Consider the following 24420-nt stretch of genomic DNA (forward strand, 5'->3'; position numbering starts at 1 on the left):
CTCACTCGCTCGGCCGCCGACGGCGCAGCAGCCGGTCCATGTGCCCCATGGCCTCGCGGCGGCCGCCGTCGGCCACGTGAGTGTAGATGTCATCGTGACGGCGATCTGCGAGTGCCCCAGGATCTCCATCACCACCCGAGGTGCCACCCCGGCCGCGAACAGCAGGGTGGCGCACCCGTGCCGTGCGTCGTGCAGCCGGATCCGCGGCAGGCCGGCGTCCTGGCCGATCCGCTCGAAAGACCGGCTGATGTCGCGCGGCTCGATCGGCCGACCGGTGCGGGTGGTGAACATGTAGTCGCTCTCTTCCCACTCCTTGTCCTTGGCCGCGGCCTGCAACGCGACGACCTGCCGCATGCGCTGCCAGCGCAGGGGCGCGACGCGCATCCGGGGGAGGGGGATGATCCGGCTCCGCCGGTTCTTGGTGGAGTCCGCGTACAGGTCCTTCTGCACGCGCTGGATCTGGTTCCGCACGGTCAGGGTCCGGCGGTCGAGATCGTGCCGGTGGCGTGGCCGAACGGGCCGGTCACGGGTGTTGCTACTGAGTGCTGATCCAGTGGGTGTATTCCTGGCGGACGTAGCCGCGGGGGTTCATGAACGCGTCGTCGCTGTCGGCGTTGTGCGGGCCGTCGCCGTAGATGTCGGGGGCCTTGGCGTCGAAGAGGCGGAGCCGGTGGGCGGCTTCGATGGCGGCGACCAGGGCGTCGCCATCGGCGCCGTGGCGGGCGTCGTCCAGGGCGATGCGGTCCAGCACGGCAGCCTTGCGGAGCCAGAAGACACGGGCATCGGCGAGGTTGGCGGACGTGAGGCCGTCGCGGACGTGACGGGCGGCCCAGCCGATCTCGCTGATGACGGACGGGGCCCTGGCGTACGCCTCCTCCGCGGTCGGCCAGCCGCCGGTGTCGGCCGTGTGGTCGGCGGTGATGTACAGGCGGCTGCGGTCGCTGTCGCGGGTGGGGTACTGGCGGGTGGTTCCGGTGGTGAAGGTCTGGCCGAGTGCGGTGGTGATGCGGTCGGTGTCGGCGGGGTCGCAGATGATCCGGATCTCGAACACGGGCGGTCCCGTTCAGGCGGCGCGGTCGGCGTCGCGGCGGGCGATGGCGGCGACCAGGTCGGCGCGGTCGATGCCGCGGCGGTTCTTGCCCTCGCCGTCGTTGGTCTGGCCCCAGACCTGCCCGGTCTTGATGCCCCACGGCTTCAGGGCGGCGCTGCACTCCGTCTCGGTCGCCGGAATCGTCGTCCGGGAAGACGGGCGCGTGCTCGTAATCCAGCGCGCCGACAACGGGGCGTGGGAGCCGCCGGGCGGCATCCTCGAACGGGATGAGCGGCCTGAGGAGGGCGTACTGCGGGAGGTCGCCGAGGAGACCGGGATCGCTGTCGAGGTGGAACGGCTCACTGGGGTCTACAAGAACCTCACGCTCGGCGTGATCGCCTTGGTCTTCCGATGCCGACCTGTTGGAGGGGCCGAGCAGCTGTCCGACGAATCGACAGCGGTCCGCTGGCTCACCCCTGACGAGGTGGAGCAGTCCATGAGGGAAGTCTTCGCCGTACGCGTCGCGGACGCCTTGGACGGCACGGTGCCGCACGTCCGGTCGTACGACGGGGTTCGACTGCTTGCGGCCTGACGGCAGCGCTTGACGGCAACGTCCGCGGACGACGGCAACCATCCAAGCCCTCCGGGTGCAGGCCCCTCACGTCCCCAGACTTCCCACTTCGGCCGGGGGCGAGCTTGCAGGGCGGGTGTCGGCGGTTCGGATCCTCTCCGGCCCTTCCCCGTCGCCGATCCGGAAGGCGCGGGGATCGGGTCCGAACGGTGATGCGCACGGCGGTCCGGTCGGAGCCCGGCGGGCGCATACTGGGCTCAATGACAAAGCCAGCCGCACCGAAGCGCCATCTGCCCAGCAGCCCCTTCAAAGCCCCGATCGCGCCACCCCCCAAGCACTTCGCGGTGGGTGACCAGGTTACGCACGACGTGTACGGACTCGGCCGAGTGATCGGCGTCGAGGACGGAATCGCGACGCTCGTCGATTTCGGCTCGGCGCGAGAGCGGATCTTGAGCCCGTACGCCAGGATGATCAAGCTGTAGGGCCGTTGTCTCAGACCGCGCGGCAACAGCGCCCCGATTCGAAATACAAAGCAGATGTCGGCGGTTCGAAACCGTCCGCGCCCACCAGTGCGAAGGCCCCCCGCCGATCATGGCGGGGGGCCTTCGGCATCTGCATCTGACTTCGACGGCGGGTTCGACCTTTATCGCCCAGGTTTGGAAAATCCCTGGCTCCCGCCCCGTGAAGAGCGCTGCCGAAGTGGGAACCAGCAGGCACATGCCGATGCCGCCAAGCACGTATGGCGCCACCGGCGTCGCCTTCGGGAAGTGGCCATGGGCTCGACGCTTGCGCGCAACGGCGAAGTGCCTGACGAGCAGAGCGGCGCTCAACGCAAGCAGGGACGCGCCGGCAATCTGCAACGCCATCAAGGCGCATCGGCGGGCCCCCTGAGCCGCGCGCGAGGGCGTGGTCTGACCGCCTTCTTTTGCCGGGGGGTTGGGCGTGGGAGGGTTTTCGGATGGGTGTGTGGGGGGTTGTGGGGGCGGTGCTGGTGGGGGTTGTGGGGTTAGTGGTGTGGGGGAGGGGGGTGGGGGCTCGGTTTGAGCGGCAGCGGGAGGTTGAGAGGGAGCGGTTGCTCGCTCAGGTTCGGCAGCCCGCGGGGGACGGGGCGGGGTCGAAGTATGCCGATGTGAGTCGGGGTGGGGGTGGAGAGGGGGCGGGGGACGACGGGTTCACCGCTCTGCTGGTGGAGTACTACGCCTACGGGTTGGCGCAGGCGCGGAGCAGTTTTACCGTGAGTCAGCTGTTCGCCGGGGTGGGGGCCGCGGTGGTGCTGGCCGGGGTGGCGCTCGGGGTGTGGAAGGCCGAGAGCGCCGGGGATGTGTACGTGGGTGTGGTGACCAGTTCCGTGGGGGTGGTGGTCACGGTGGTCGGGCAGCTGTTCCACCGGCGGGCGGATGTCGCGCTGCGGCACATGGCCGCGCAGACCGTTGCGCTGCGGGAGGACAGGCGGGCGGCTGCGGCGCTGGAGCAGGCGGTGGCGCTGCTCGACGAGGTCGCCGATCCCGAGCTGCGGGCGCGGCTCCAGGCGGGCCTGATCATGAAGCTGTCCGGGTCCGAACTGCCGCGGTAGCGGGATAGTGGGGGTATGTGCCGATCCATTAAGACGCTGCGTCCGCCCGCCATCCCCGAGAAGGCCACCGAGGAGGAGATCCGGGCCGCCGCGCTGCAGTACGTACGGAAGGTGTCCGGGTTCCGGGCGCCCGCAGCGCACAATCAGGAGGTGTTCGAGGAGGCGGTCGAGGCCGTGGCCCGGGCAACGGCCGATTTGCTGGGCGGACTGCAGGTGAGGGGGGTTCCGGCCGCCGGATAGGCCCTGGGGCTGGTTCCCGCCAGGTCAGGTGGTGCGCGTTCGGCGGCGCAGGAGCCAGATGCCGGTGGCCAGGGCGCCGACGGTCAGGGCGCCGCCGATGGCGATCTCGCCCCGGCTCACCGTGTCGATGCTGCCGCCCGTTCCGCCGCGGGCCGCACCCGTGGTGATCTGCAGGGGCGCGGTGACGCGGTCGCCGCCGGGGCCCCCGCACTCGAAGGTCACCGCGTACGTGCCGGCGCTCGCGTTGGTGAAGACCGTGGTGCTGCCCGAGAGGGTGGACGTCGAGTTGGACGAGCCCAGGCGGACGTTGCCGAACGCGCTCGACGAGGCGGTGCCCGTACGTGATCCGCAGCCTCCGAGCGTGAGGCCGATGCGACCGCCCGGGGCGACGGAGTTCGGGGAGACCGCGGCCGAGAGCCCTGTGGCACCGCCGGCGGCGGTGGCGGTGGCGGGGGCGGCGGTGGCGGCGACGGCGGCGAGGGCCGCGGCCGCGAGGCTCAGCAGGGGGCGGTTCGGCGGCGTGGCGGGCATGGAGTGGACTCCTCGGGCTCCTCGTAACGACGCGACCAGGCCACGGGTGTGACGCGGATGCGGTTGCGCGCCGTGTTCAGGACGCTAGGAGTACGGGGTGCAAGCGGCGATCGGGGCCGGTGAAACGGGTGAGGCGCTGCTCCGCCCGGGGGATGCCTACGCCGCTGCCGGGGCCGGGCGGCGGATGACGAACGCGGCCAGCGCGCCCGCGGCGAACAGGGCGATCACCGAGACCGCGGTCCCGAGCCAGGCCGCGCCCAGCCACTGGGTGCCGAAGTAGCCGAGCGACACGCTGTAGCCCGCCCATGCCATGCCCGCCAGGGCCGACCAGGGCAGGAACTCCATCACCTTGCGGTGCGTCTTGCCCGCGCCCAGCGACACCACCGAACGGCCCGCCGGAGCGAAGCGGGCGATCACGACCAGTGCACCGCCGCCCCGGGCCAAGGCGGTGCCCAGCCGCTCGTGGGCCAGCGTCAGCCGGCGCGAGCGGGAGATGGCACGGTCGAGCCGTGCCCCGCCGCGCCGGGCGAGCCGAAAGGCGGCCATGTCGCCCAGCACCGAGGAGGTGGCGGCGATCACCAGCAGCGCCAGGATGTCCGGCACCTGCTCGGGGCCCGGCACCGGCCCCGCCGCCCGGGCGGCCGCTGCTGCCGCCGCCGCAGTGATCACCAGGACGCCGCTGGGCAGCACGGGCAGGAACACGTCGAGCACGATGGACAGCGCCACCACGGCGTAGATCCACGGGCTCGTGGTCAACGCCCCCAGCGTCTCAAGCAAAACGGGACTCCCCGGTCCGGTGGACGTGCCTCGGCGTGAAGCGCCGCGACGTCGCGGGGGAGCGGCAGGGGCGGCTTGACAGCCATACAGCGTACGCCCGGCACTCGTGCGTCGAACGCCCGGGGCGGCCCCGGTCCGCCGTGTGTCCGGCCGGATTCCGGTCCGCGTCAGTCCTGCGCCGTCAGCTGTCGGTTCAGCACCGTCACCAGGCGGCCCCGCCGGCCCGGGCCCCTGCCGCGGCCCCGGCGGGCCTGGTCCAGGCGGAGCCGGGCCGAGCGGCCCGAGAGGGCCAGCGTCATCAGCTGGTTGCCGAACCAGGGGCCGCCCGTACGCCGCCAGCCCAGCGGCGGCCGGCCTGTCCGCCCGTGCCGGGACAGTCCGCGCCCCAGCCACCGTCCCACCCGGGACCAGCCCAGCCGGAATCCCCACTTCACCAGGGTGTGGACCGAGTTGTGCACGGGCGAGCACGTCAGCTGGAACACCCGCGCGGTGCCGGGTATTCGGGGCTCGGCCACATACGCGTGGTGCACGTCCCCGGACAGGACGCACACCGTCGCCGGGGCTCGCGGACCCGTCGCCACCTCCTCGATCAGATCGCTGAGCGCCGCGAACGAGGCCGGGAACGCGGCCCAGTGCTCCAGGTCGCTGCGCCGCCGCAGGTCCTCCCCGATCCGCGCCCAGCGAGGCCCCCGCTCGCCGCGGCACAGCGCAGCGTTCCATACTTCCGCGTCGTGGATCAGCGGCGGCATCAGCCAGGGCAGCGAGGAGCCGATCAGCAGGTGGTCACAATCTCCGCGGCCCGCCAGTGCGTTGTCCCGGAGCCACTGCTGCTCGGCCGGGGCGAGCATGGCCCGGCCGTCCTCGGCGAGCACCCGCGCCGCCCGCGTGTCCACCATCAGCAGCCGGGAGCGGCCGAAGTCGCGGCGGTAGCTCCAGCGTGCCGAGCCGGGGTCGGCGTCCGCGGCGGCGGCGAAGGCCCGCAGTGCGTCCGTGCCGTCAGGGGATTTCCGTACGGCCTGGTACAGGGCGTCGGCCGCGAGCTCGGCCGGGGAGAGGTTGCCCAGGTGCTGGTACACCCAGTACGACATCAGCCCGCTGAGCACCCGCTCCTGCCACCACGCCGTGGCCCGCATCTCCGCCAGCCAGGCCGCGCTGGTGTTCCAGTCGTCCACGACGTCGTGGTCGTCGAACATCTGGAGGCTGGGCACGGTCGACAGCAGCCAGCGGATCTCCGGGTCGAGCCAGGATTCGTAGTACAGCCGGGTGTACTCCTCGTAGTCCGCCACCTCTGCGCCCGGGGCGTCGCGCAGGTCGCGCCGGGCCGCCAGCCACTGCCGGGTCTCCCGCGACAGCTGGTCCGCGTACACCTGGTCGCCCAGGAGCAGCAGGACGTCGGGCCGCCGCTCGTCCGGGTCGGCTGCCAGGCGCGCCGCGAGGGTGTCGAGGGCGTCCGGCCCGTGGGGTCCGCGCCGGTCGGCGGGCGGCGCGGCCTGCCGGCAGGACCCGAACGTGATCCTCAGCTCCGGGGCCGCCCGGCCGGGCGCGGCGACGGCGGGCATGGTGATCGTGCTCGGCGGGAAGGCGCTGCCCGGCAGGGGCCAGACGCGCATCCCGTCGAGCAGCACCTCGTACGCCGTGCTGGTCCCCGGGGCCAGGCCGGTCACCGGTATCACCGCGTAGTGGTGCCCGGCGATCTGGAACGTGCGCACACTGCCCCCGGCCCCGTCGGCACAGCGCACCTCGGCCGTGCACGGGCGGTCGGCCTCGACCCATATCGTGGCCGCGTCCCCCCTGTCCCAGTCGACGTGGCGCAGCAGCGGCCCCAGGCGCAGCACGGCCATGGAACTCCCCCTCCTCCGTAGCACCTTCGATCACGGTACGACGGCGAGGGGGAGCCGGGCCTCCCCCTCGCGGGGGAAATAAGCGGAATCCGGCGGCCGTACGGTCACCGCCCGCCGGGAACGGCCCCGACGGGGTCCGGTAGGCCGGCCTCAGCAGCCGTTCAGCACGTTGACCAGGGCCGTCTTCTCGCCGGAGTCCATGCTCAGACCCCAGTACTGCTTCACCTCGACCCACATCCGGGCGTAGGTGCAGCGGTAGGCGGTGCGCGGCGGCAGCCACTTGCCCGGGTCGAGGTCGCCCTTGGCCTGGTTGACGTTGTCGGTGACCGCGATGAGCTGCGGGCGGGTGAGGTCGTTGGCGAACTGCTGGCGCTTGGAGGTGGTCCAGGAGTTGGCCCCCGAGCGCCAGGCCTCGGCCAGCGGCACGACGTGGTCGATGTCGAGGTCGGCCGCATTGGTCCAGGTGGCGCCGTCGTACTCCGAGTACCAGCTGCCGCTGACCGAGGCGCAGGAGGAGTCGGTGACGACGTTGACGCCGTCGCGCTTCAGGACGGTCTCGCGGGTGTTGCAGGTGCCCGAGACGGTGGTCCAGTGCGGGAAGAGGCTGCGGCTGTAGCCGGTGAGGGTGCCCTCCCCCCGGGGGGTGACCGTCGCGAGGTAGGCGCGGGCGGCCGAGGCGCTGATGGGGGTGGGAGGGGCGGCCTGGGCGGTGGGGGCGTTGACGAGGGAGGTGAGGGCGGCGAGCGCGGCGGATGACGCGAGCACGCCAATTCGACGCGCGTAGACGGAGGGTATGCGGGCCGAAAGGGCCATGAGGGTGCTCCCTGGAATGCGGGGGGTGTGGCCGTGGAGCCCCGGAAAGGGGGGCGCGGCCAGGGTGGCGGCGCCGGATTGCGTGGCGGCGGGCGCAAGGTTACAGGCTTGCGACATGAGCACGTCACGTTCGGGTGCCGTAACTTCCCTTGGCTAAATGGAAGTTGGGGTTCCGTGGGGGGTGCGGAGTCGGCGCCCGAGGGGTGGCCGACCGCTCCCGGGCTCCGGCGGCCGGCTCCGTGCTGCTCCCCGGCCCCGGCCGGGTCGCGTACGAGGGGCCAAAGTCCTGTTCCGGCCCCTGGGAGGCGTCACGTATCCTGGCGGGAGCAGAAGGGGAGTAGCTCTTCGCCGGACCGTCGACATACTGCTGGGTCTCCCAGCCGGCGCCCGGAGGCAGGCCGCACGCCGCGGCCGGCCAGCGAGACCTTCGGCCACAGTGTTCTGTCCAGGTCCACGTGCACCCGTCCATCCGACGCGGGCGCGTGTACGCAGTCAGGTCGCTGTCGTGCCGAAGCGACCCCTGACACACCCCAGGTCCCTCGGTAGCGGCGACGTCCTGCCCACCGATTGAGGTCCCGCACCGTGTTCAGCACGAACTTCAGCATCGCCGTCACGGCCATCGCCTTCGGCGTCGTCTTCCTCGCCGAGCTCCCCGACAAGACGGCGCTGGCCGGCCTGATGCTCGGCACCCGCTACCGGGCCTCGTACGTCTTCGCCGGCGTCGCCGCCGCCTTCGCCGTGCACGTCGCGCTCGCCATCGCAGCGGGCAGCGTGCTCACCCTGCTCCCGCACCGGCTCGTGCAGGCCGTCGTCGGCGTCCTCTTCCTGCTCGGCGCGGTCATGCTCCTGCTGAAGAAGGGCGACGAGGAGGACGAGGTCAAAGCACCCGCCGACCAGTCCTTCTGGAAGGTCTCGGCAGCCGGCTTCATGCTGATCCTGGTCGCCGAGTTCGGCGACCTGACCCAGATCATGACCGCCAACCTCGCCGCCCGCTACGACAACCCCCTCTCGGTCGGCGTCGGTGCCGTCCTCGCCCTCTGGGCCGTGGCGGGCATCGGCATCCTCGGCGGGCGCACCCTGATGAAGTACGTGCCGCTGCGCCTGATCACCAAGGTCGCGGCCGGGGTGATGGCGGCCCTCGCAGCCTTCTCGCTGTACGAGGCGATCTCGGGCTGAGGCGGCTCAGACGGCTGAGGTGGAAGGGGCGGCTGAGGGGAGTGGCGGCTGAGGTGAGTGGCGGCCCCCGCGGGGGCGCCGCCGCCCTCAGCAGGGCGGCCGGCCGTCCGCCCGCGCCGACGGGGGCCGGGCCGCCGCCAGGATCGCCGCCTCGGCCCGCGGCACCGGAGTGCCGTCCGGCAGCAGCATCACCTGCGGCTCCTCCACCACACCCACCTCGGCCGCCACATCGCCCCCGGCCAGCCGGGCTCCCCGTACCGTGACCCGGTCCGTGGGCTGCGGCGCCAGCACCTGCCGTTCCCGTACGTACGCCACGAAGCTCTCGAAGTCCCGCTGGTGGCGGTACGGCTCCCGGAAGCCCGCCAGCGCCGGGTACCCGTCGTAGCCGAGGAAGGTGTACGACAGGGCCGCCAGCCGGTACCGGGCCCCGAGGTCGAGCGGCTTGCCGTCGATCAGCACCTCTGCCGGATCCACCCGGTCCCCGACCGCCCCGGCCGCATCGAAGCGGTAGCGCACGTTCCCCGACACCGCGAGGGGTGCGAACCGCAGCCCGCCGTCCGGGCCCGTCGTCCACTGCTGCTCCAGGACGTCGTGGATCTGCCGCCCGGTCACCCAGGCCGTGACCACCGGGTCGCCGAAGCCGACCGCCCGCCATGCGGCGCCGAAGGTGACGGCTCCGTCCGAAGCGGCATCGCGTACGAGATCGCCCGCGATGACCACCTGCCCCGCCGTGGGCGCCAGCGCCACCAGGGCCAGCTGGGCCGGCACGTTCGGGTGGACGTTGGCGTCGTTGTCGGGATCGTCCGGCCGGCGCCCCGCCCACAGCGCCCAGTCGGCGACGAGATCGCCCATCGTGGACTCGCCGGCCGCCGTCCGGGTCCGCAGGAAGGAGCCGGTCTGCCGGCCGATGCGGGTGCGGTCGCGCTGGACCGCCTGCCCGGCCCAGTAGTCCACGACCTCCTTCAATGCGGGGTGTGGGGCGACGTCCCGGGTGTTGGGGTGGTTGACCGACACGGTCAGCTCCCGCACGACCCGCCCGGTCTGCGGGTCGAGGCGGAGGCTGATCTCGTTGACGACCTGCCCGTAGCAGCCGGCGCCGACGAGGGGGCGCGGGATCCCGGCCGGGTCGGGGAGCATGAGGTTGAACCGGTGGTGCCAGTGGCCCGTGACGATCGCGTCGATGGCGGGGGAGACCCGCAGCGCGAGGTCGTAGGCCGGTCCGGAGGGGTTGCTTCCGCTGTTGAAGTCGGTGCCCGCCACCGCGCCGTCGTGCAGGCTGAGCACGATCGCGTTGACCCCGAGCTCCTTCAGGCGCGCCGCGCAGGCGTCGGCGGTGGCGACCGCGTCCAGGGTGGCCAGGCCGGGCTGGAAGGAGCCGGGCATCAGCTCGGTGCCGACGGCGGTGAGGTGGATGAAGCCGATCGGCAGCTTCCGCTGTCCGTCCGCCGTGCTGACGTACTCGATGTTGTACGGGGGCAGGACCGTCGGGCGGTCGCCGCCGGACCAGACGGTGTTGGCGCTGTAGTAGCGGAAGTCGGCGCCGTGGAAACGGCTGCCGGAGGAGTCGGTGAAGGAGGAGTCCTGCCCCTCGACGGGGAACGGGACGCCCTGCTCCATGTGCTTGCGCAGCATGGCCGGGGACTTGTCGAACTCGTGGTTGCCGGCGGTCGCGAAGTCCAGGCCCAGGCGGTTGAGGGCCTCGATGGTCGGTTCGTCGGCGAAGGCGGCGGCGTCGAACTCCCAGCCGGAGAAGGCGTCGCCGGGTGTGAAGAAGAGCGAGTTGCGCCGGCCGGTGCGCAGCCGCTCCAGGTGGGTGCCGAGGTAGGCCACCCCGCCGACGGTGTAGCGGCGGCCGCCGCTGCCCGTGATCACGGAGTTGGTGCCGGGAGCGGCCTGGAGGAAGCCGTGCAGGTCGGTGATGCTGAGGAGTTGGACGTCCACGTACTCGTCGGCGGAGGCGGCGTCCCGGGCGGCGTCCGCCGCGAGGGCGGGGGTGCCGAGGGCGTAGGACGCGGCCAGGCCGCCGAGTGAGGTGAGGAAGGTGCGTCGGCCCGGATCCGGCGAACTGTGCCGGTGCGCAACGGTCGTTGCCTGCTTGGTCACACGTGCATCCTGCTGACCGGCGGGGCCCTTGGGCGGGCCCGGGCCCCCAAACCGCCCGCTCGGGTGATCCGGCTCCCGGCCCGGCCCCCCGACCCCGCGGAGGCGGTGTGCCCGCCGCCGCGGGCGCGCCGAGGGACTCCGTCCCGCGGGCGGGGCCCCCGCCGTGCCGCGGGAGCGCCGGTGTACTCCGGCCCGTCCGGGCCCGCCGCACCGCCGCACTGCCTCGCCGCCCCGCGGGCGGTGTCCCCCGCCGTGCCGCGGGAGCACCGACGTGCTCCGGCCCGTCCGGGCACGCCTCGCCGCCCGGTGGCTGGGCGGGCCGCTGCGCGGGGCCTCTCCCCGCCCCGCCCTTTCACCGTTTCCCGGAACCCCGCCCCGGACCCCGCCTTGCAGGGCGGCGGGTGCATTGCGGCCTCGGCCGCCCCGCCGACGGATTACCGCCGGGCGAGCTGGACCGGGGAGCAATGCGGGCCGCGCCTGTTCGCCCAGCCGCCGGGCGCGGCGCGCGCGTCGCGACGTTCCCGCTGCCTGCGGCCTGTGGCGGATCGGCCTCGTGCCGGCGTTCCGCCGCCGGGTGGGTCGTCCTGCCGGGGGGTCAACGCTGCCCGAAGCCGGGCCGGGGAGCCGCGCGGGCTGTGGCCTGCGGGCGGTTGGTCCGGCCGTCTGGCGCCGGCGGCCGCCTGGCGCCGCCGAACGCGCCCTGTGGCGCTGCGCGTGCGCCGTGGCGTTCCGCTGCCTGCGGCGTGTGGCGGATCGGCCTCGTGCCGGCGTTCCGCCGCCCGGGTGGGTCGTCCTGCCGGGGGGTCAACGCTGCGCGAAGCCGGCCCGGGGAGCCGCGCGGGCTGTGGCCCGCGGGCGGTTGGTCTGGCCGTCTGGCGCCGGCGGCTGCTGCCTGCCGCCGCTGGACGCGCCCTCTGGGCGCGGCGCGCGCCGTGGCGTTCCGCTGCCTGCGGCGTGTGGCGGATCGGCTTGTGCCGGCGTTCGGAGCGGGAGCCATGCGGGCTGCGGCCCGCGGGCGGGTCGCGGGGCCGTCGGACGCCGGCGGCCGATCGCGACCGCGGCGGATCGGGTTGCGCCGGTGTTTCGCCGGCCGCGCGCTCGTTGTTTGCCGCCCGTGGCGGAGCGGATTGGCTGGGGGGCAGGTCAGCCGGGTCCGGGGTGCCGGCGGCGTGCCTGCTTCGGCTCGCGTGGGCCTCGTGCGGTCAGGTGGAGGGTGGGGTGAGGATCAGGTGGAGGGTGCCGTCCGGGGTTGGCGTCAGGTTGACTGCGGTGAGGTCGGGGACGTGGGCCGTCGGGGTGTGGGCCGCGGCCCGGGGGCCTATGCCGATGACCCGCATGCCCGCCGCACGGCCCGCGGCGATGCCGGCGCCGGAGTCCTCGAACACGATGCAGTCGGCCGGGTCCACGCCCAGCGCGGCGGCGCCCTGCAGGAATCCCTCGGGATCGGGCTTGCTCGCCCGTACGCACTCGGCCGTGACCCGCACCGCGGGCATCGGGAGACCGGCGGCGGCCATCCGGACCGCGGCCAGGGTCGCGTCGGCGGAGGTGACCAGGGCGTGCGGCAGCCCGCGGAGCGCCGCCATGAACTCCGCGGCCCCGCCGACCGGGACCACGCCCTCGGTGTCGGCGGTCTCGCGGGCCAGCATCTCGGCGTTCTCGGCGTGGTTGAGCTCCAGCGGCCGGTCCGGCAGGAGCGCCGCCATCGTGGCGTGGCCCTGGCGGCCGTGGGCCACCTTGAGGGCCTCCTCCGGATCCAGGCCGTGGGACACCGCCCACGCGCGCCAACAGCGCTCGACCACCGCGTCCGAGTCGACCAGGGTGCCGTCCATGTCCAGGAGCAGGGCCTTGGCGGTCAGGACGACGGGGGCGGCGGGGGCGGTGGTGGTGCTGGCCGGCATCGGTGGGCTCCAGAGACGGCGGGCAAAGAGAACAAGTGGTTCCGTCCACCGGTCAGGGAGTGCGGACGGAACCACTTTGTTCCTCCACGATACAAAACCTCGGCGGTCTACGCCACCCGCCCTGCTCGTCTCCCTCCGGCTCCGCGGGTCAGCGCGCGGCGTGGTCGCGCCGCGGCTCCGTCGAGTGGGGTTCCTCGGCGTCCGATCCGCACAGCTCGGCGTTGAGTTCGCGGACCAGCTCGACCAGGTCCCGCGGCCGGTCCGGGCTCCACCAGTCGCCGAGTAGCTCGGCCAGCGACTCCTCGCGGGCCTGCGCCAGCCGCACTGCGTACTCGCGCCCCTTGACCGTCGGGAGCAGCATCAGCCCGTCCCGGACGGCGAGCCGGTGCTCCTCAAGCTGGCGGGCGGCGTCGGTGATCACCTTCAGCGGCACCGTGGTCCGCTCCGCGAGCTGCGCCGGCTCGGCCGAGCCGTACTTGTTGATCCGCAGCAGCAGCCAGCTGGCGGCGGGCAGGAGGTCGTAGCCGGCCCTCGCGGTGATCTTCTCGTAGACGTGGTGGCGCCCCTCACGGGTGCCCAGCACCGACAGCGCGCGGGCGACCTCCTCGCGCGAGGAGCGGTGGACGGGGTTGGAGGCGAGGGTCTCGCTGACGTCCGGCGCGGTCACCGACGCGCGCAGCTTGTCCTCCTTGAGGAACCAGGCGATGGCGAAGGCCAGGAGCACGACGGGGACGGCATAGAGGAAGACGTCGGTGATCGACGTGGAGTACGCGTCGAGCACGCGCGGCTGCAGTTGGGCCGGGAGCAGGGCGATGGCCCGCGGGTCGGACTCCACCTGCGCGGCCGTGCCCGCGGGCAGCGGAAGGCCGGCGAAGGTCGCGGTGAGCTTGTCGTCGAGGCGGTTGGTGAAGACCGTGCCGAAGATGGCGACGCCGAAAGAGGCGCCGATGGAACGGAAGAAGGTGGCGCCGGAGGTCGCGACCCCGAGGTCGGCGTAGCTGACGGCGTTCTGCACGGCGAGGACCAGCACCTGCATGACCAGGCCGAGGCCCAGGCCGAAGACGAAGAAGTACACGCTCGTCGGCCAGGCGCCGGTGGTGCGGTGCAACTGGTGCAGCAGGAGCAGCCCCACGGCGGTCACCGCGGTGCCGGCGATCGGGAAGACCTTCCACCGGCCGGTACGGCTGACGATCTGGCCCGAGGCGGTGGAGGAGATCAGCATGCCGAGCACCATCGGCAGCATGTGGACGCCGGACATGGTCGGCGAGACGCCCTGGACGACCTGGAGGAAGGTCGGGAGGTAGACCATCGCGCCGAACATCGCGAAGCCGATGATGAAGCTGATCACCGAGCAGAGGGCGAAGGTGCGGATGCGGAAGAGCGCCGGCGGCAGGACGGGCTCGACGGCCCGCTGCTCGACGAAGAGGAAGGCGGCCAGCAGCCCGGCGCCCAGGACCGCCAGCCCGATGATCCGGGTCGAGCCCCAGCCCCAGGTCCCGCCGAGGGAGGCGATGAGGACGAGGCAGGTGGCCACGGTGGCGATCAGGGCCGTGCCCAGGTAGTCGATGGTGTGCTTCGCGCCGCGCACCGGGATGTGCAGGGCGGCCGCGATGACGGCGAGCGCGATGACGCCGATGGGCAGGTTGATGTAGAAGACCCAGCGCCAGGAAAGGTGGTCGACGAACAGCCCGCCGAGCAGCGGGCCCAGGACGCTGCTCGCGCCGAAGACGGCGCCGAAGAGGCCCTGGTACCTGCCGCGTTCTCGGGGCGGGACGATGTCGCCGACGATCGCCATGGACAGCACGATCAGCCCGCCGCCGCCCAGGCCCTGGAGGGCGCGGTACCCGATCAGCTGGGGCATGTCCTGCGCGAGTCCGCACAGCGCCGAACCGACCAGGAAGATCACGATGGCGGCCTGGAACAGCTTCTTCCGTCCGTACTGGTCGCCGAGCTTGCCCCACAGGGGCGTCGCGGCCGTGGAGGCGAGCATGTACGCGGTCACGACCCAGGACAGGTGTTCCATCCCGCCGAGGTCGCTGACGATCGTCGGCAGGGCCGTGGAGACGATGGTCTGGTCGAGGGCGGCGAGCAGCAGGCCGAGCAGCAGCGCGCCGATGGAGACGAGCACCTCGCGGGAGGCGCGTTCGGAGGCGGGCCCGGCCGTTCCCCGGCCGGAAACGGGTCCGGCGCCGCCCTTGGTCACTTCCTGAGCCATCCGATCCTCCTCGGGCCGGAGCAACGTTTCCATCCTGAGCGGTGTGTCCGGTTATGGCCTGTCGGGCGGTTGGGCGGCCCTTGACGGGTCTGCATAATCGCAGGCAAGGGCCAGGGAGGGAGTGCAGTGAGCGCTGAGCGCTGTCCAGATTGCGACGCCGCGGGTGTCGACTGCGGGTGCGCGGCAGGGGCGGGTTTCGAGCCACTGCGGATCCGCCCCTATCTGACGCTGCCGGACCCCGGCCTGGCGGTTCCCGGCCCCGTGGAGCCCCCGCAGCCCCCGCAGGTGTACGCGCACGCCGGCGCGGCGGGGTCGGAGGACGCCACGCCCGCGTACGGGATACCGGCGGTGTGGCCGGACATCCCGCCGCAGGCGTCCTGGCCCGCCGGGACGGCCCCGCTCCACTCCGAGCCCCACGACCTCGGCGAGCTCGGGGTACTCACCGGAGCCGGGCCGGCCCAGGGCAGGGGCTCCGGGCGCCGGAGCGCTGCCCCGTCCCGCCGGCGGCGGCTGCCGACGGTCCTTGCGGGCGCGGGCACGGTGCTCGCGGTCGGCACCGTGGCCCTGACGCTGGGGGTGCTGCCGCACTCCGGCGAGAGCGACACCGTCCTGCTGGACGCCAAGCCCTCGGCGGAGGCGGTGAACGTGCCCCCGGTCGGCCCGGCGCAGCCGACGGAAGCGCCCTCGGCCTCCCGCTCCGTCTCTGCTTCGTCCTCCGCTTCCAAGTCGGCCTCGCCCTCGCGCACCGCCTCCCGCTCGGCGGCGGCTCAGGCAGCTCCCTCGCCGAGCGCGAGCCGCCCGGCGAGCACCCCGCCCCCGCCGCCGAAGGCGCCGACGCTGAAGTACGGCGACTCCGGCCCGGAGGTGGAGAAGTTGCAGCGGCTGCTGGCGGGACAGGGCCTGTACCGGGGGAAGATCAATTCCCGGTTCGACGACCGTACGGAAAAGGCCGTGTCCGAGTTCCAGTGGTACAACGAGATCGAGGGCGACCCCTGGGGCGTCTACGGACCGGAGACCCGCAAGGCCCTGGAGGGCAGGGGCTGACCACCCCGACGAGCCACCGGACGAGCCGCTAGGCCAGCCGCTTCTCGAAGAAGTGCTCGGCGTAGGGGTCCGACTTGTACGCGGGTATCTCCGCGTACCCGTGGCGCGCGTACAGCGCCCGCGCCTCCACCAGGTCGGACCGGGTGTCCAGCCGGACCCGCTCAGCGCCCAGCGCCCGGGCCTCGTCCTCCAGTGCGGCGAGCAGCGCCGCCCCGCCGCCGGTTCCGCGGGCGCGCGGGTCCACGTACACCCGCGTCAGCTCCGCGGTGGCGGGATCGAGCAGCCGGACGCCGCCGCAGGCGAGCGGCTCGCCGTCGAGCCGGCCGACCACGAACCGGCCGGTGGGCGGCAGGAGCCCGTCGGTCGGGAAGTCCAGCATGCCCTGGTCGATCTCGGCCTCGGTCACGGGCCGCTTCCAGTACCGCCCGGCGACCTCGGCGTAGTAGGCGCGCCGCAGCGCGGTGGCGTCGGCCGTGTCGTAGTGCTCGGCGACGACGGCCCAGGTGGCGGCGGTCGTCGCGGTGTCCCCCGTGTTGGTGTTCATGGCGTCATTGTGCGGTTCGACCGCCCAGCGCCGCGTGGAATATCCACAGCCACGGGCCGATGATGGGAAAAGGGTTAAATCGCATCAACGGAGGGCGTGAGCGCCATGTCCCAACACCCCGACGCTGCCCTGATCCGCCGCGGCTACGAGGCCTTCGGCAAGGGCGACATGGACACCCTGGGTTCGTTGATGACGGCCGACGTCATCCACCACGTACCCGGCACCAACCCGTTGTCCGGTCACCACAAGGGCCGCGAGGCCGTCCTCGACCTCTACCGCCGCATGGGCGAGGAGACCAAGGGCACGATGCAGGTCGATCTGCACATGGTGACGGTGGACGGCCGGGGCCACGCCATAGCCGTCCACACATTGCGCGGCGACCGCGGCGACCGCGGCATCGAGATCCAGGAGGGCCTGTTCTTCACGATCGTCGGCGGAAAGATCAGTGACATCGATCAGTGCACGCAGGACATCGACGAGGAGGACGCCTTCTGGAGCTGACGCAGCGGACGCAGCGGACGCAGCTGTCGCAGCTGATGCAACTGACGCAGCTCACGCAACTGATGCGGCCAACGCAGCTGATCCAGCGGCCCGGCCGCCGCAGCTGACGCCGGCCGCGGCTCAGGCCTCCTGCTTCGGACCCGCCTGCTGCACGACCTCGAACGACCACACCGTCGAAGCCGAGGCCGCCGGCTTGGGCCGCTCGCCGGCGCCGGCGCCCGCCCCCGCACCCGCACCCGCGCCGCCGCCTTGGTGCGCCGCCTTCATGGGCCCCTCCATCCACGCCTGGAAGTCCTCCTCCGACCGCCACCGCGTGTAGACGAGGTACTGGTCGGTGCCCTCCACCGGGCGCAGCAGCTCGAACCACTCGAACCCGTCCGAACCCTCAACCGCCCCCGCCCGCGAGGCGAAGCGCTGCTCCAGCACCTCACGCTGCTCGGCCGGCACGGTCAGTACGTTGATCTTCACGATGCTCATGCCCGCCATCCTAGGGATCCGGCGGGGGATATCGTCGTCCCGGGTAATCCGACGCGGCAGCCAGGCTAAGTCAGGGTTGCGTTCCACAGGACGGGAGGCCGGCGAGGCGTGGCTGACGCGGCAGAGCACAGGGGTGCGACCGGACATGCCGGGGTCATAGGCGGGAGCAACAGGCTCGCGGCGGCGCGGCTCCTGCTGTGGGCGCTGGCCGGGGTGCTCGCCCTGCGGCAGGCCGCCGTCGTGCTGCGCGTGCCACCGGGCCAGTGGCTCGGCGAGCTGCACCTCCCCGACAGCCTGCCCGGTTCGCTGTACGACGCCGGCCAGTTCAGCGGCACGCCCTTCGCCGGGCTCGTCCTCAGACCCGCCCTCGGCCTGGCCGCGCCCTCGCTGGAGGTGGCCTGGACCTGCGTGACGCTGCTGTTCGTCGGCGCCGTCGGGCTCGTCGCCGCGCGCGGCCTGCCCGACCCGGTGCCCCGGCGCACCGCGCTGCTCGCCGCGCCCGCCCTGGTCGGCCTGATGATGGTCTCGCTGCCCGTCCGCGAGGCCGCCGCGCCCGGCCAGAGCGCCGTCCTGCCCGTCCTGCCCGTGCTGCTGGTGCTGCTGGCCGTGTTCCGGGTGCCCGCCGAGCGCCCGGCCGGGTTCCTCGTGGGGCTCGCCGCCGCGCTGCAGCCGGCCCTGCTGCTGTTCGCGCCGCTGCTGTGGTGCACCGACCGCCGCCCCACCGCGCGGGCCGCCGGCGCGACCTTCGCCGGAGCCACCGCCCTGGCGTGGGCGGCCCTGCCGCACGACTCGTGGACGTACTGGGTGCACCACGTGGCCGGCACCGGCCTCGGCGGCGCCCCCGACGCCCTCGCCAACCAGTCCGTGCACGGCGCCCTGCTGCGGCTCGGCCTCACCGGCCCCGCCGAGCTCGTGCTGTACGCGGCCCTCGCGGCGGCGATCGCCTGGGCGGGCCTGCGCCGCGCCGTCCGCTACGCGCGCGACGGCCAGCTGCTGCTCGCCGTCGCCGTCACCGGGTGCGTGGCCGTCGCCGTGGCACCGACCGGCTGGCGCCACCAGCTGCTGTGGGTGCTGCTCGCGGTGGCGGGCCGGGTGGGCGAGCGCGCCGCGGACCGGCGCGTGTGGCCGGTCGCCGTGGTCCTCGCCATGACGCTGCCGAGCAGCGTGCTGATGCCCAACCTGGCCGCGCTGGCGCCCGTAGGGGACAACGTGCTGCTGCTCGCCGCGCTCGCCGCGGCCTGCGCGGTGCCGTTCCTGCCGCGCTCCTCGCCGTACTGGCGGGCGCCCGTGCCGACCGCGTACGGACGCCCGGCCGCGGCCCGCTGGTCGCGCGTGCCGCTGCTGCCGTTCTGGCGGCGCGTGCTGTCGCGCCCCAACCTGCTGCTGGAACTGCTGCTGATACGGGTCGGGTACTCGATCTACTCGCACATCCGCGCCGCCGCACCCGCCAGCCGCAGCCTCGCCGAGGAGCACGGCGGCCAGATCCACGCCGTCGAGCGGGCGCTGGGCCTGGACATCGAGCACGCCGTCAACCACGCGGTCGTGGCCCTGCCCTGGCTGGAGAGGTTCTTCAACTTCTACTACTCGTCGTTCCACTTCGTGGTGCCGCTGGCCATCCTGGCCGTCCTGTACCGGCGCAGGCCGGGCGACTACCGCTGGGCGCGCGCCTCCCTGGGGCTGGCGACCGTCATCGCGCTCCTCGGCTTCTGGCTCTACCCGCTGGCGCCGCCGCGCCTGATGCCCGGGCTCGGCTTCATCGACACCGTGCACGGGCCGCAGGACCTGGCCCATCCGCAGTACGGGGCGATGACGGCGATCTCCAACCAGTACGCTGCCATGCCCTCGCTGCACTTCGGCTGGTCGCTGTGGTGCGGGATCGTGGTCGTCGTGCTCGCGCCGAAGGCCTGGCAGAAGCTGCTCGGGGCGCTGCACCCGCTGATCACGGTCTGCGCGATCGTGGCCACCGCCAACCACTGGGTGCTCGACGCGGTGGGCGGAGCGATCGTCGTCGGTGCCGGATTCGGGCTGGTGTACGTGCTGTCCGGGCCCCGCGGGCTCAGGCTGGAGCTCCCGGGACCGCGCACGGCGGGCGGCGCCGGGACGGAATCCGGGCCGGTCGTCCCGGCGCGGGCCGCGACCGGCTCGTAGACGGCCCGGCTCGTGGAGGGCCCGGCTCGTGGACGGTGAAGGCCGCTACGCCGGCGGGATGTTCTGGTTGAGGCGGAAGAGGTTGCCGGGGTCGTAGCGCCGTTTGAGCTCCCGCAGCCGCCGGTACTTCTCCGCCCCGTACGCCTGCTCGACGCGCTCGGCCCCCTCCTCCATCAGGAAGTTCGCGTACACGCCCGTCTGGTGCGGTGCGAGCGCCGACCACAGGCCGCGCGCCCGCTCGCGCTCCTGCTCGAAGCCCTCTGCGTCCTGCGTCGTCCCGTTGATGTTGAAGGTGTGTCCCGCGGTACGCCCCGTGAAGGCCGTCTCGTCCTCGCCCACCCGGGCGATCGCCCCGCCGAGGTGGAAGATCGGGAAGGCGGTCAGCGGGGAGACCATCCGGGACGCGTGCTCCGCGGTGATGTCGATGACCTCGTCGCCGAGGACGTCGACGTCGAGGGACTTGAAGGAGTACCAGCGGCCGTGCGGGAAGGACGGGTCGAACATCGCCTGGAACTCGGTGAACGGCGGCTTCGGTACGCACAAGTCCGCCGCCGCCGGCCCCGCCTCCCGCAGCGGCCGCAGGACCTCCTGCCCCTCCTCCACCGGCCCGGCCCAGCAGCACACCACCATCACCACCGGCGTGCCCCGCAGCTCCGCCGGGATGTACGGGAGCGGGGGCGCCGTACGGTGCACGACCACCGTCGTCAGCCCGTCCGGCACCGTGGTGATCCAGTCGCGGTACAGCCGCAGCACCGTCGGCGACTGGGCCATCGGCCAGATGACCGGCCCCGCCAGCACCACCGGCCCCAGCGGGTTGAGGCGGTACGCGAACTCGGTGACGATCCCGAAGTTCCCGCCCCCGCCCCGAACGCCCCAGAAGAGATCGGGATTCTCGTCCTCGCCGGCCTTCAGGAACGACCCGTCGGCCGTGACCAGGTCCACCGACAGCAACTGGTCCACGGTGAGCCCGTACTTGCGCATCAGCCAGCCGATCCCGCCGCCGAGCGTCAGCCCCGCGAGCCCGGTGTGCGTGACGATCCCGGCCGGCACCTCCAGCCCGAAGGCCTGCGTCTCGCGGTCCAACTCGCCCAGCAGCACCCCCGCCTGGGCCCGGGCCGTGCGCCGCTCCGGGTCGACCCGGATGCCGCGCATGGGCGACAGGTCGACGACGATCCCGCCGTCGCACACCGACTGCCCGGGGAAGCTGTGGCCGCCGGAGCGCACGGCGAGCGGCAGCCCCTCGGCGGCGGCGAACCGTACGGCGTCGATGACGTCCGCGATGCCGGTGCAGTAGGCGATCAGGGCGGGGGAGCGGTCGATCGAGCCGTTCCACACCCGCCGGTCCGCGTCGTACGAGGGGTCCTCGGGGCGCACCAGCCGCCCCCGGAAGGCAGGGCCGATCGTGGCCATGGCCTCAGCCTGGCACCGTACGCAGGCCCGTGCACGCAGACCGCAGGGGCGCCGGGACCGCTCGAAGCAGGCCCCGGCACCCCTGCGGTGGATCGCCGCGTCCTGCCAGGATCCGCCCGGGCCCGCGCCCCCGCCACTCGGGCGGCGGCCTCAGCCCGGGGCCGCCGCCGACAGCCGGGCGACGACCAGGGCGACGGCCGCCTCCGCGGTGTCGGCCTCGCCGAGGACCCGCTTCGTGCTGGGGCTCAGGACGCGGAAGCCGCCCTCGCGCACCGGCTCGACGGACGGCACGTCCGCCTCCGGCGGGTGGCCGCCCCGGCTGCTGAACCGCAGGACGCAGTGGCTGGTGAACGGGTACAGCCGGCGCAGCTCCGGCTGCGCCGCGGCGGCGTCGATCAGCGCGAGGACGCCCCGGCCGACGGCGGCCTGGGGCCCGCCGCGCTCGACCATCAGCCGCCACGTCGTGGGCAGGCGCTGCCAGCGCGCCTCCACGCTCTCGTCGGGCCCCCTGCTGACCGTGTCCTGGAGATCCATCCGCGCAGTCTGACGTCCGGCCGCCGCCGCGACAATGCCCCGGACCGCATCGATTGCGGGCCGTTACCGCCCCGTGCCGCGCGCTCGGCCGTGGGCGACCCGGAGTTCCTTGATCCCGTTGAGCCAGGCCGCGCGCAGCCGGCGCGGTGCCTCGCCGGTGAGCCGCAGGTCGGGCAGGGTGTCGGCGAGGGCGTTGAAGATCAGGTCGATCTCCATGACGGCCAGGGACTTGCCGAGGCAGAAGTGCGGTCCGCCGCCGCCGAAGCCGAGGTGCGGGTTCGGGTCGCGGGTGATGTCGAAGACGTCCGGGTCCGTGAAGACCTCCGGGTCGTGGTTGGCGGAGGAGTAGAACAGCCCGACCCGGTCCCCCGCCCGGATCTTCTGCCCGCCCAGCTCGGTGTCCCGGGTGGCGGTGCGCTGGAAGGACACGACCGGGGTGGCCCAGCGGACGATCTCCTCGGCCGCCGTCGCCGGCCGGGTGGCCTTGTACCGCTCCCACTGCTCGGGGTGGGTGAGGAAGGCGTACATGCCGTGGCTGATGGCGTTGCGGGTGGTCTCGTTGCCGGCGACGGCCAGCAGCAGCACGAAGAAGCCGAACTCGTCGGAGCTCAGGTTGCCCTGGCCCTCGGCGGCCACGAGCTGGGTGACGATGTCCTTGGCGGGGCACTCCTTGCGCGCGGCGGACATGTTCATGGCGTACCCGATGAGCTCCATGGCCGCTTCGGCGCCGACCGCCTCGGTGATGGCGTACTCGGGGTCGTCGTACGCGATCATCTTGTTCGACCAGTCGAAGATGCGCAGGCGGTCCTCCTGCGGTACGCCGATCAGTTCCGCGATCGCCTGCAGCGGGAGCTCGCAGGCCACCTGCGTGACGAAGTCGAAGCTGCCGTCGCCGCCGTCCGACTCCGCTGCGGTGCGGGCCTGTTCCACGATCCTGCGGGCCCGGTCGCGCAGGGCGTCCTCCAGGCCGCGGATGGCCCGCGGGGTGAAGCCGCGCTGCACGATCTGGCGTACGCGGGTGTGCTCGGGCGGGTCCATGTTCAGCATGATCAGGCGCTGGGCGTCGATCTGCTCGCGGTGGATGCGCTCGTTGAAGCGGATGATGGCGGTGTTGGTGGTGGAGGAGAACAACTCCGGGTGCGTGGAGACGTACTTGACGTCCGCGTGCCGGGTCACGGCCCAGTAGCCCTCGTCGTCGAAGCCGGTGACACCGCGCGGCTGCGGGCACCACCACACGGGAGCGGTCCGCCGCAACAGCGCGAACTCGGGGAAGGGGACCCGGTCCTCGAGGAGGCCGGGGTCGGTGGCGTCGAAGCCTTCGGGCAGCGCGGGACAGGTCATCGGGCGACTCCAAGTCTGACGTCCCATCAGAGTTGGCCCGAAAGGTAGTAACGGGTTCTAGAAGTGACAAGGGCTTCCGCGCCGACTGTTGCGTGTGGAATCCGTGGAGGCCGGGTGCAAGACCCTTGCGTGCCGGGGCTCCGGGTCATAAGACTGCGAGGAGAACTAGAACGCGTACTAGTTAGGGCGGGGCGCCGGGACGGCCCGCCGCGCCGGCACCGTGCAGGAGGAGGACGAGCTCATGGCCGCGGAACCCGTCATCGTCGAAGCCGTACGCACCCCGATCGGCAAGCGCGGGGGCGCGCTCGCCAACCTCCACCCCGCCTACCTGCTCGGCGAAACCTACCGCGAGCTCCTCGCCCGTACCGGAATCCAGCCCGACTGCGTCGAACAGATCGTCGGCGGCACGGTCACCCACGCCGGCGAGCAGTCGATGAACCCGGCCCGCACCGCATGGCTCGCCATGGGCCTGCCGTACGAGACCGCCGCGACCACCGTGGACTGCCAGTGCGGCAGCTCCCAGCAGGCCAACCACATGGTCGCGAACATGATCTCCGGCGGGGTCATGGACATCGGGATCGCCTGCGGCGTGGAGGCGATGAGCCGGGTGCCGCTGGGCTCGGGCTCCAAGCACGGCCCCGGCAAGCCCTTCCCGGACGAGTGGAACGTCGACCTCCCCAACCAGTTCGAGGCCGCCGAGCGGATCGCCCGCCGCCGGGGCCTCGGCCGCGAGGACGTCGACCGGCTCGGGCTGCTGTCGCAGGAGCGGGCCGCCGCGGCCTGGGCGGAGGAGCGGTTCAAGCGGGAGACCTTCGCCGTCCAGGTCCCCACCACCGAGGAGGAGCAGGCGGCCGGCCAGGGCATGTGGCGCCTGGTCCACCGGGACGAGGGCCTGCGCGACACCAGCATGGAGGCGCTGGCCGGCCTCAAGCCGGTCATGCCGACCGCCGTCCACACCGCCGGGAACTCCTCGCAGATCTCCGACGGGGCCGCCGCCGTGATGTGGGCCTCCCGCAAGATGGCCCGCGCCCTGCGGCTGAAGCCGCGGGCCCGGATCGTCGCGCAGACCCTGGTCGGCGCCGATCCGCATTACCACCTGGACGGCCCGATCGACGCGACGCGGGCCGTGCTCGGCAAGGCCGGGATGTCCCTCAGGGACATCGACCTGGTCGAGATCAACGAGGCCTTCGCCTCCGTCGTCCTCAGCTGGGCCCAGGTCTTCGAACAGGACCTGGACAAGGTCAACGTCAACGGCGGGGGCATCGCGCTCGGCCACCCCGTCGGTGCGACCGGCGCCCGGCTGATCACCACGGCCCTGCACGAGCTGGAGCGCCGCGACAAGGAGTTCGCGCTGATCACCATGTGCGCGGGCGGGGCGCTGGCGACGGGGACGATCATCCAGCGGCTGTGACGGAGCGGCGCGCGGGTGCACCTGCGCCGCGCCGGGGCGCCTCGGGCGCCGACTGAACCCCTTGTGGGATGGGAAGCCGAAGGCCCCGGGGGCCGGACCTGGGGAGGCCGGCCACCGGGGCCTTCGCATCGCTGTTCAGCTCAGCGGGTTCAGCTCACTGGTGGCTTAGTACCAGTGGTGGGCCTGCCAGAAGTTCCAGGCGCCGACCGGGGAGCCGTAGCGGGAGTTCATGTAGTCCAGGC

The 24420-nt window shown here is 73.1% G+C and carries 22 protein-coding genes and 2 pseudogenes; 9 read left to right on the forward strand and 15 right to left on the reverse strand.

The genetic code is table 11. The features are described 5' to 3' along the window. Window position 1 precedes the first annotated feature (1 nt). Together AB0F11_RS05965 and AB0F11_RS05970 are read right to left on the reverse strand one after the other, a co-directional pair. A pseudogene (locus AB0F11_RS05965) lies at window positions 2–495 on the reverse strand (tyrosine-type recombinase/integrase); the annotation flags it as partial. 40 nt (window positions 496–535) lie between these two features. After that, window positions 536–1051 carry a hypothetical protein gene (locus AB0F11_RS05970; protein ID WP_362168861.1) on the reverse strand — a complete coding sequence of 172 codons (516 nt, stop codon included), beginning with the start codon at window positions 1049–1051 and terminating at the stop codon, window positions 536–538. Window positions 1052–1181: 130 nt separating this feature from the next. Between AB0F11_RS05970 and AB0F11_RS05975 the strand changes: the two genes are divergently transcribed. The 4 genes from AB0F11_RS05975 to AB0F11_RS05990 all read left to right on the forward strand — a co-directional run bounded on the left by AB0F11_RS05975 (window position 1182) and on the right by AB0F11_RS05990 (window position 3414). After that, on the forward strand, window positions 1182–1622 hold the full coding sequence (locus tag AB0F11_RS05975; protein WP_362168863.1) for an NUDIX domain-containing protein: 441 nt from the start codon (window positions 1182–1184) through the stop codon (window positions 1620–1622). Between the two features lie 239 nt (window positions 1623–1861). Continuing rightward, window positions 1862–2083 (forward strand): hypothetical protein, encoded by a 222-nt coding sequence (locus tag AB0F11_RS05980; RefSeq protein ID WP_362168865.1) that lies wholly within the window; start codon window positions 1862–1864, stop codon window positions 2081–2083. A gap of 476 nt (window positions 2084–2559) precedes the next feature. After that, on the forward strand, window positions 2560–3174 hold the full coding sequence (locus tag AB0F11_RS05985; protein ID WP_362168867.1) for a hypothetical protein: 615 nt from the start codon (window positions 2560–2562) through the stop codon (window positions 3172–3174). 15 nt (window positions 3175–3189) lie between these two features. Then, the gene (locus AB0F11_RS05990; protein ID WP_362168869.1) at window positions 3190–3414 is read left to right on the forward strand and encodes a DUF2277 domain-containing protein; all 225 of its coding nucleotides are present in this window, start codon (window positions 3190–3192) and stop codon (window positions 3412–3414) included. Window positions 3415–3438: 24 nt separating this feature from the next. On the opposite strand, the gene AB0F11_RS05995 is transcribed toward AB0F11_RS05990, so the two are convergent. From AB0F11_RS05995 to AB0F11_RS06010, 4 genes are all read right to left on the reverse strand, one after another. Next, window positions 3439–3945, reverse strand: a complete 507-nt coding sequence (locus tag AB0F11_RS05995; protein WP_362168871.1) for a hypothetical protein — start codon at window positions 3943–3945, stop codon at window positions 3439–3441. Window positions 3946–4101: 156 nt separating this feature from the next. Further along, on the reverse strand, window positions 4102–4722 hold the full coding sequence (locus tag AB0F11_RS06000; protein WP_362168873.1) for a VTT domain-containing protein: 621 nt from the start codon (window positions 4720–4722) through the stop codon (window positions 4102–4104). 167 nt (window positions 4723–4889) lie between these two features. Then, window positions 4890–6563: an alkaline phosphatase D family protein gene (locus AB0F11_RS06005; RefSeq protein WP_362168875.1), complete on the reverse strand. Its 1674-nt coding sequence runs from the start codon at window positions 6561–6563 to the stop codon at window positions 4890–4892. 150 nt (window positions 6564–6713) lie between these two features. Then, window positions 6714–7358, reverse strand: a complete 645-nt coding sequence (locus AB0F11_RS06010) for an HNH endonuclease family protein (protein ID WP_362168919.1) — start codon at window positions 7356–7358, stop codon at window positions 6714–6716. 600 nt (window positions 7359–7958) lie between these two features. Here AB0F11_RS06010 and AB0F11_RS06015 point away from each other — a divergent pair. Next, the gene (locus AB0F11_RS06015) at window positions 7959–8552 is read left to right on the forward strand and encodes a TMEM165/GDT1 family protein (protein WP_361904970.1); all 594 of its coding nucleotides are present in this window, start codon (window positions 7959–7961) and stop codon (window positions 8550–8552) included. 87 nt (window positions 8553–8639) lie between these two features. Here the strand turns inward: AB0F11_RS06015 and AB0F11_RS06020 are convergent, their stop codons facing one another. From AB0F11_RS06020 to AB0F11_RS06030, 3 genes are all read right to left on the reverse strand, one after another. Further along, window positions 8640–10655, reverse strand: a complete 2016-nt coding sequence (locus AB0F11_RS06020) for a bifunctional metallophosphatase/5'-nucleotidase (protein WP_362168877.1) — start codon at window positions 10653–10655, stop codon at window positions 8640–8642. A 1202-nt stretch (window positions 10656–11857) separates the two neighbouring features. Beyond that, window positions 11858–12553: an HAD-IA family hydrolase gene (locus tag AB0F11_RS06025; protein WP_362168879.1), complete on the reverse strand. Its 696-nt coding sequence runs from the start codon at window positions 12551–12553 to the stop codon at window positions 11858–11860. A gap of 148 nt (window positions 12554–12701) precedes the next feature. Further along, window positions 12702–14768 (reverse strand): MFS transporter, encoded by a 2067-nt coding sequence (locus AB0F11_RS06030; RefSeq protein WP_362168881.1) that lies wholly within the window; start codon window positions 14766–14768, stop codon window positions 12702–12704. Between the two features lie 126 nt (window positions 14769–14894). Here AB0F11_RS06030 and AB0F11_RS06035 point away from each other — a divergent pair, with 126 nt between their 5' ends. Then, window positions 14895–15812 (forward strand): peptidoglycan-binding domain-containing protein, encoded by a 918-nt coding sequence (locus AB0F11_RS06035; RefSeq protein WP_362168883.1) that lies wholly within the window; start codon window positions 14895–14897, stop codon window positions 15810–15812. 28 nt (window positions 15813–15840) lie between these two features. On the opposite strand, the gene AB0F11_RS06040 is transcribed toward AB0F11_RS06035, so the two are convergent. After that, the gene (locus tag AB0F11_RS06040; RefSeq protein ID WP_362168885.1) at window positions 15841–16356 is read right to left on the reverse strand and encodes a GNAT family N-acetyltransferase; all 516 of its coding nucleotides are present in this window, start codon (window positions 16354–16356) and stop codon (window positions 15841–15843) included. Window positions 16357–16461: 105 nt separating this feature from the next. Here AB0F11_RS06040 and AB0F11_RS06045 point away from each other — a divergent pair, with 105 nt between their 5' ends. Then, window positions 16462–16857 carry a nuclear transport factor 2 family protein gene (locus AB0F11_RS06045; protein WP_362168887.1) on the forward strand — a complete coding sequence of 132 codons (396 nt, stop codon included), beginning with the start codon at window positions 16462–16464 and terminating at the stop codon, window positions 16855–16857. Window positions 16858–16977: 120 nt separating this feature from the next. Here AB0F11_RS06045 and AB0F11_RS06050 read toward each other — a convergent pair whose 3' ends face one another. Beyond that, the gene (locus AB0F11_RS06050) at window positions 16978–17334 is read right to left on the reverse strand and encodes an antibiotic biosynthesis monooxygenase (RefSeq protein WP_362168889.1); all 357 of its coding nucleotides are present in this window, start codon (window positions 17332–17334) and stop codon (window positions 16978–16980) included. Between the two features lie 156 nt (window positions 17335–17490). Between AB0F11_RS06050 and AB0F11_RS06055 the strand changes: the two genes are divergently transcribed. Beyond that, window positions 17491–19482, forward strand: a complete 1992-nt coding sequence (locus AB0F11_RS06055; RefSeq protein WP_362168921.1) for a phosphatase PAP2 family protein — start codon at window positions 17491–17493, stop codon at window positions 19480–19482. Window positions 19483–19527: 45 nt separating this feature from the next. Here the strand turns inward: AB0F11_RS06055 and AB0F11_RS06060 are convergent, their stop codons facing one another. The 3 genes from AB0F11_RS06060 to AB0F11_RS06070 form a co-directional block, all read right to left on the reverse strand. Then, the gene (locus tag AB0F11_RS06060) at window positions 19528–20892 is read right to left on the reverse strand and encodes an FAD-binding oxidoreductase (RefSeq protein ID WP_362168891.1); all 1365 of its coding nucleotides are present in this window, start codon (window positions 20890–20892) and stop codon (window positions 19528–19530) included. Between the two features lie 150 nt (window positions 20893–21042). Next, window positions 21043–21426 (reverse strand): DUF6193 family natural product biosynthesis protein, encoded by a 384-nt coding sequence (locus tag AB0F11_RS06065; RefSeq protein ID WP_362168893.1) that lies wholly within the window; start codon window positions 21424–21426, stop codon window positions 21043–21045. Between the two features lie 63 nt (window positions 21427–21489). Continuing rightward, entirely contained in the window at window positions 21490–22767 is a 1278-nt protein-coding gene (locus AB0F11_RS06070; RefSeq protein WP_362168895.1) for a cytochrome P450, read from the reverse strand. Window positions 22768–23008: 241 nt separating this feature from the next. Between AB0F11_RS06070 and AB0F11_RS06075 the strand changes: the two genes are divergently transcribed. Continuing rightward, window positions 23009–24178 (forward strand): steroid 3-ketoacyl-CoA thiolase, encoded by a 1170-nt coding sequence (locus AB0F11_RS06075; protein ID WP_361904938.1) that lies wholly within the window; start codon window positions 23009–23011, stop codon window positions 24176–24178. 165 nt (window positions 24179–24343) lie between these two features. Here AB0F11_RS06075 and AB0F11_RS06080 read toward each other — a convergent pair. Then, window positions 24344–24420, reverse strand: a pseudogene (locus tag AB0F11_RS06080) (lytic transglycosylase domain-containing protein); the annotation flags it as partial.

Origin of the sequence: Streptomyces sp. NPDC032472 (assembly GCF_040636955.1) — a bacterium.
Lineage (GTDB): Bacteria > Actinomycetota > Actinomycetes > Streptomycetales > Streptomycetaceae > Streptomyces.

Coding starts and splice junctions, on each gene's coding strand:
- AB0F11_RS06075 (WP_361904938.1), top strand. CDS start 23,009: ATGGCCGCGGAACCCGTCATCGTCGAAGCCGTACGCACCCCGATCGGC.
- AB0F11_RS06065 (WP_362168893.1), bottom strand. CDS start 21,426: ATGGATCTCCAGGACACGGTCAGCAGGGGGCCCGACGAGAGCGTGGAG.
- AB0F11_RS06070 (WP_362168895.1), bottom strand. CDS start 22,767: ATGACCTGTCCCGCGCTGCCCGAAGGCTTCGACGCCACCGACCCCGGC.
- AB0F11_RS06045 (WP_362168887.1), top strand. CDS start 16,462: ATGTCCCAACACCCCGACGCTGCCCTGATCCGCCGCGGCTACGAGGCC.
- AB0F11_RS05995 (WP_362168871.1), bottom strand. CDS start 3,945: ATGCCCGCCACGCCGCCGAACCGCCCCCTGCTGAGCCTCGCGGCCGCG.
- AB0F11_RS06050 (WP_362168889.1), bottom strand. CDS start 17,334: ATGAGCATCGTGAAGATCAACGTACTGACCGTGCCGGCCGAGCAGCGT.
- AB0F11_RS06030 (WP_362168881.1), bottom strand. CDS start 14,768: ATGGCTCAGGAAGTGACCAAGGGCGGCGCCGGACCCGTTTCCGGCCGG.
- AB0F11_RS05980 (WP_362168865.1), top strand. CDS start 1,862: ATGACAAAGCCAGCCGCACCGAAGCGCCATCTGCCCAGCAGCCCCTTC.
- AB0F11_RS06060 (WP_362168891.1), bottom strand. CDS start 20,892: ATGGCCACGATCGGCCCTGCCTTCCGGGGGCGGCTGGTGCGCCCCGAG.
- AB0F11_RS06005 (WP_362168875.1), bottom strand. CDS start 6,563: ATGGCCGTGCTGCGCCTGGGGCCGCTGCTGCGCCACGTCGACTGGGAC.
- AB0F11_RS05985 (WP_362168867.1), top strand. CDS start 2,560: ATGGGTGTGTGGGGGGTTGTGGGGGCGGTGCTGGTGGGGGTTGTGGGG.
- AB0F11_RS06025 (WP_362168879.1), bottom strand. CDS start 12,553: ATGCCGGCCAGCACCACCACCGCCCCCGCCGCCCCCGTCGTCCTGACC.
- AB0F11_RS05990 (WP_362168869.1), top strand. CDS start 3,190: ATGTGCCGATCCATTAAGACGCTGCGTCCGCCCGCCATCCCCGAGAAG.
- AB0F11_RS06040 (WP_362168885.1), bottom strand. CDS start 16,356: ATGAACACCAACACGGGGGACACCGCGACGACCGCCGCCACCTGGGCC.
- AB0F11_RS05975 (WP_362168863.1), top strand. CDS start 1,182: ATGCCCCACGGCTTCAGGGCGGCGCTGCACTCCGTCTCGGTCGCCGGA.